This is a genomic window from Fluviicola sp., assembly GCF_030151805.1.
Lineage (GTDB): Bacteria > Bacteroidota > Bacteroidia > Flavobacteriales_D > Crocinitomicaceae > Fluviicola.
Window position 1 is genome coordinate 1 of sequence record NZ_JASLCN010000469.1, and the last position, 5,831, is coordinate 5,831.

Sequence of the window (5,831 nt, forward strand, 5' to 3'; positions counted from 1 at the left end):
AAGTCAATTCCGTTTTCCGCCATCACAGCAGCTCCGGCTCGTGACGCTTCCAGCAGGAATGCATTTCCGTAATCAAAGAAATAAGTCCCTTTTGCCGTATGTGCATTGATCGCATCAGCGTGCTTCACCAATGTTTCCTGTACTTTCTTTTTGAACAATTCAGGATCTTCTGCCATCAAACGATTGGATTCTTCAAAAGAAATTCCAACCGGATAATATCCTCCCGCCCATGGGTTGTGAAGAGATGTTTGATCCGATCCCAAATCAATGTGTAAATTTTCCCGATCGAATTTCTCCCAAACTTCCACCACATTTCCAAGGTATGCAATCGAAATCACTTCTTCTTTTTCCTGCGCCGTTCTGACTCTTTGAACCAAAGCATCCAAATCTTCTATTACTTCGTGAATCCAGCCTTGTTCGTGGCGAATACGCGTAATTTTCGGATTTACTTCCGCACAAACAGTAATACAACCTGCAATGGTTCCTGCTTTCGGCTGAGCACCACTCATTCCTCCAAGACCGGAAGTAACAAAAAGAGAGCCTTTCGGACTTTTTTTGATTTTCCGGAATCCGTTCAAAACCGTGATCGTTGTTCCGTGAACAATTCCCTGCGGCCCGATATACATATAAGAACCCGCTGTCATTTGTCCGTACTGCGTAACTCCCAGGGCATTGAATTTCTCCCAATCATCCGGTTTCGAATAATTCGGGATCATCATCCCGTTTGTTACCACAACACGCGGAGCTTCTTTATGCGATGGAAACAATCCAAGCGGATGTCCTGAATACATGACCAATGTCTGATCATCTTCCATTTCGGACAAATATTTCATCGTCAAACGATACTGAATCCAGTTTTGAAAAACCGCACCGTTTCCTCCGTAAGTAATCAACTCATGCGGATGCTGCGCAACTGCGTAATCCAGGTTATTCTGAATCATCAGCATAATGGCTTTTGCCTGCAATGATTTCCCCGGGTACTCATCAATCGGTCTGGCATATATTTTATAATCCGGTCTGAAACGATACATATAGATCCTACCATATTTTTCCAGCTCTTCGGAAAATTCTCCAATCAATTCAGCATGCTGACTTTTCGGAAAATATCTGAGTGCATTTTTCAAAGCCAGCATTTTTTCATCCTCAGAAAGAATCTCTTTGCGTTTTGGCGCATGATTGATCTCTGATTCGTATGCTTTCTTTGAAGGTAAAACTACAGGGATTCCTGTTCTAATATCGTTTTGAAAATCGTTCAAATTCATAAAATATCCGCTTATCCTGCGAAATTACGAATTTTCCGGTCAGTTCGATCTCAAACCGACAAAGTGACTAAAAACAATAAGGGGCCACTTGAAATTCAAACAGCCCCTTATCATTCGGATCAATTATCTATTTGATAATATTAATCGTTCCATTCCAGACATATTTTTTGTCGGAAATCAACTCACGGGCTCTCAGAACCCAGGTATAAGCTCCCTGAGGGACCGGATTTCCATTATATGTTCCATCCCACGAAGCATTTGAATCGTGTGATTCCCAAATAATTTCACCCCATCGGTTATAAACCTGAAGATCAAAATCAAATTCATCAATTCCTTCAATATACACTCTCCAGCTTTGATTGAATTCATCTCCGTCAGGTGTAAATGTATTTGGCGCATACAGAATCACTTCCGGAAGAATTACAACTTGTTTGGTTACCGTATCGGCACATCCCAGGTAAGAAGTTGCTATCAATGTCACAAAATAAGTTCCTGTTTGTCCGTCAGGATAAAGAACCATCTGATCATCGTTTGTTGAACTGCCCGGTGAAGCTCCGGGGAAACTCCATTGATAGCTATCTGCATAAAGTGCATACTCTGTGAAAAGCACTTCGGTATTAAACATTGTGATCGGATCCGGACTCCATTTGAAATCCGCAATCGGAGTCTGCATAACGGTTAAATAATTTGACCAGGTAACCGAATCAATACATCCTTCAGGAGAAGTTACAATTAATTGCACATCGTATGTTCCGTTCATCATTGCAGATGATGTTACCGAATCTACATCAATAAACTCATCGCCATTACTGATTTTCCAAATCGTGTTTTGCGACATTGTCGGATCCGTCATGTTTACAAGGTCAAAAACAGCTGGTTCACACTTCGTAGCCTGATCGACACCAATCAAAGGTACCGGAACAGGGAATGCATTGATCACTCCCGTTAATGTAATCGGAGTTGTTTCACACACATCTTTAATAGTAACTGTATATGTTGAAGTTTGCTGCGGATTATCTCGTAATGTACTTACCGTTCCCACATCTGTTTGTCCGGTAGACCATGTCATGGTGTATGGCGCTCCGATTCCTCCTGACGCTACAACCATGATGGAATCCATGTATCCCGGACAAGTAAATGCTTCAGGTGACATGATTCCGGATAAAACCGGGTTCATCATCACGTAAATGGAATCTCTGTTTGACCAGCATCCAAGGTTGCTTTCAGCTTGTACCGGATACCAGGTATTTACCAACGGGTTTACCTGAGTACTCGCTACCAATGCCGGGCTGTGATCCCAATGATAAGAATACGTTGCACCACCCGTTGCAGAAGCCCAGATTGTTGCCGTTCCGTTTTGACAAATAGTTGTATCATTGGAAACCGTCATCACAATCTGTGGCGGATTTGTCAATGTTACGGTCGTACATTTCTGACAACCCAAAGCATTTTTTGAACAAACGGTATATGTTCCTGCAGCAAAACCTCCTTGTATATTCGACGTCTGCCAGGTAGTTCCGTTATTAAAACTGTATTGATTCGCTCCGGCACTTGTAATGGTGATTGAACCATCACTTGCTCCGTAACAAACCGGGTTCGTTGGAGCAGCTGTCAGTTGAAGCTGTGAAACCGTCACAACAACCGTATCTCTGATGATTCCGCAAACAGTGCTCGTTTCACGCAATATAAACTTGTAAATTCCCGGTTGGTTTACCGTAACTGTTGGTGTCAAAGAACTAAAGTTCGGTGAAAAGCTTGCTGTTGCAGGCGGAGTGAGCCCGGGAGGAACAATGGTCTGCCAGCTTGCTGTATTTCCGGCACTTCCGATCGAACCGGATAATGAAATCGGCTGTCCCAAACAAACAGTCTGATCCGGGCCGGCATTTGGTGCCGGAGGATTCACAACCGTAATGGTAAATGTTGCTGTATCTTGTAATGGCGGTGAAACCTGAGTAACAACGACCGAATAAGTCGTCGTAACTGTTGGTGTGACAGTCACATTAGATCCTCCTGTCGGATTTGAAACTCCTGTTGTTACCAACCAGTTAAAGGTTGGATTGACATAACCAGGAGTAGCGATTGTTACGTTTGCGGAATTTCCTAAACAGATGGTCTGATCTGCAGCCGATACTCCACAAACTACTGCAGCAGAACCGAAAAAGTTCAGATTCACGTTTTGATTCGTAAAGCTATAATTTGACAGACATAGAATAAATGATTGCCCTGCCGTAACATTCAATGGTGGCTGGTAACTCGTATTAGATGCATTTGGCGGATAATTTCCAGGTGCAGACATTCCGGTATTTCCATTACACGAACCATTCCAGTTACAAGAAACCGGAGATAAGGTATTTCCATTAATTCCTGCACAACCGTTGTTATTCACATTTGGCCACATAATCCAGTCAAAACATCCTGTTCCTGATGGATTACCAGCTGCGTTTAATCCGATTAAAGACCATTCCAGGGTTCCGTTTGAAACGATATTGATCGTAATAAAGGTCGAAACGGTTTCTCCGGATAGCAAACATCCGCTGTTTACACCTTGAGGATTCGTGCTTGGATTTGAAATTGTTCCTGTCCCGAAATCCACGGTGTTATAAGACGGTTGCTGGCCTACAATCGGGAACTGAGGTGTTGAACAACCCGACACCGCTAAATTACAGTTCACCGGCAGCTGCTGTGCCCAAACTCCCAATGAACAAAACAGCAATAAAGTATATAAAAGTGCTTTCATCGGATTAGTTTTCTGAACAGTTAGTAAATGGGTATGGGTTAATCGGATCAACTCCCTGTAAACCGATTTGAAGGCAACTATACGAAGAAGAATAAGTTCCCATCCAGGAAGCAAATTCAGTAACCGTAAACGAAGTGATATCTTTTGTGATCAGAAACAAACGGTGAGTTGGAATATCAACACGGGCTACCTGAACATAAGGTATTGCACGTAGTTGGTTTTCCAATGTTGTCAAATCTGTTTGATTGTTCACATTCACCATACATTGCGCAAAGAAAGTCGGCGCACTTGTCTGGTTTCCATTGATTTGGGCACTACCCCAAAATGAACTCAATACAAAAGCACAACTCAATAGTAAAATCTTCATAATTCATAGCTTTGGTTTGTAAACGGTTTAGAAACAATAAGGTTGCTTACCGATAACAAAAACAAACCAAATATAAACATTTTGTTAAATTTATATTTCTCAATGAATCAGTGACAAAAATGCTTGTTTCCTCCGTTTTCAGTGTAGTCTGTAACGACCTGAAATTGATTTCCTTTACGCACAAGCTATTCAAAAAACATCAACCAGAAGAACAATCCAAAACAAAAAAGGGACGCAATGTATTGCGTCCCCTTCCTTCAATATGAAAATTCCTGATTATAAAAACCGGAATGATTTCCCCGGATAATAAGCTGTTTCGCCTAATTCCTCTTCAATTCTGATTAATTGATTGTATTTCGCCATTCTGTCGCTTCTTGAAGCAGATCCTGTTTTAATCTGACCACAATTCAAAGCAACTGCCAAATCTGCAATCGTGTTATCTTCTGTTTCACCGCTTCGGTGTGACATTACCGAAGTATAGCTGTTTCTCGTTGCCATTTGAACGGCTTCGATTGTTTCGCTCAATGACCCGATTTGGTTTACCTTTACCAAAATGGAGTTTGCAATTCCTTGCTCAATTCCCTGTGCAAGACGTTTTGTGTTTGTTACGAACAAATCATCTCCTACCAACTGAACCTTGTTTCCAAGTTTCTCCGTTGCTTCTTTCCATCCTGCCCAATCGTCTTCAGCCAAACCATCTTCGATTGAAACGATCGGATATTTCTTGCACCAATCTGCCCAGAAATCTACCATTTCCGAAGAAGTGCGCGATTCTCCCGTTGATTCGAACAAATACAAACCTTTTTCTGCATTGTAGAACTCAGAAGATGCTGCATCCAACGCAATGTATACATCGTGCCCCGGTTTGAATCCTGCTTTTTCGACTGCTTGTAAAACAACCTGGATTGCTTCTTCATTTGAGCCCAAATTCGGTGCAAAACCTCCTTCATCTCCAACATTCGTAGACAACCCTTTGTCTTTCAAAACGGATTTCAGGTGATGGAAAATTTCTGTTCCCCAACGCAATCCTTCAGAGAAGGAAGATGCTCCGAACGGCATAACCATGAATTCCTGAATATCAATCAGGTTATCAGCATGTGAACCTCCGTTCAAAATATTCATCATCGGAACAGGCATTGTTGTTGCTCCTACTCCCCCAACGTATTTAAACAGGCTCAAACCTGCTTCCTGTGCTGCTGCTTTTGCCACTGCCAACGATGTTCCAAGAATTGCGTTTGCTCCAAGCTTTGATTTGTTCGGAGTTCCGTCCAAATCCAACAATACGCGGTCAATCAGCTTTTGATCAAAAATGTCCATTCCCATCAACTCTTCAGCAATGATCGTATTGACATTTTCTACCGCTTTCAAAACTCCTTTACCTAAGTAAATTGATTTATCACCATCACGTAATTCAACTGCTTCGTGAATCCCGGTTGAAGCTCCCGAAGGAACCGCAGCTCTTCCA

General features: G+C 42.2%; 3 protein-coding genes and 1 pseudogene. All 4 read right to left on the reverse strand.

Annotated features, from left to right (window positions below; all coding sequences use genetic code 11):
* A pseudogene (locus Q1V93_RS17800) lies at positions 1–1,262 on the reverse strand (urocanate hydratase); the annotation flags it as partial.
* Between the two features lie 127 nt (positions 1,263–1,389).
* Positions 1,390–3,999, reverse strand: coding sequence for a gliding motility-associated C-terminal domain-containing protein (locus tag Q1V93_RS17805; RefSeq protein WP_300666523.1), 2,610 nt, complete (start codon positions 3,997–3,999; stop codon positions 1,390–1,392).
* 4 nt (positions 4,000–4,003) lie between these two features.
* Positions 4,004–4,366: a hypothetical protein gene (locus Q1V93_RS17810; RefSeq protein WP_300666524.1), complete on the reverse strand. Its 363-nt coding sequence runs from the start codon at positions 4,364–4,366 to the stop codon at positions 4,004–4,006.
* A 276-nt stretch (positions 4,367–4,642) separates the two neighbouring features.
* A partial coding sequence (gene eno / locus Q1V93_RS17815; RefSeq protein WP_300666525.1) for a phosphopyruvate hydratase occupies positions 4,643–5,831 on the reverse strand: 1,189 nt, incomplete at its 5' end.

What these genes read in the sequence shown, in the direction of transcription:
- Q1V93_RS17805 (WP_300666523.1), bottom strand. Translation starts at nt 3,999, where the DNA reads ATGAAAGCACTTTTATATACTTTATTGCTGTTTTGTTCATTGGGAGTT.
- Q1V93_RS17810 (WP_300666524.1), bottom strand. Translation starts at nt 4,366, where the DNA reads ATGAAGATTTTACTATTGAGTTGTGCTTTTGTATTGAGTTCATTTTGG.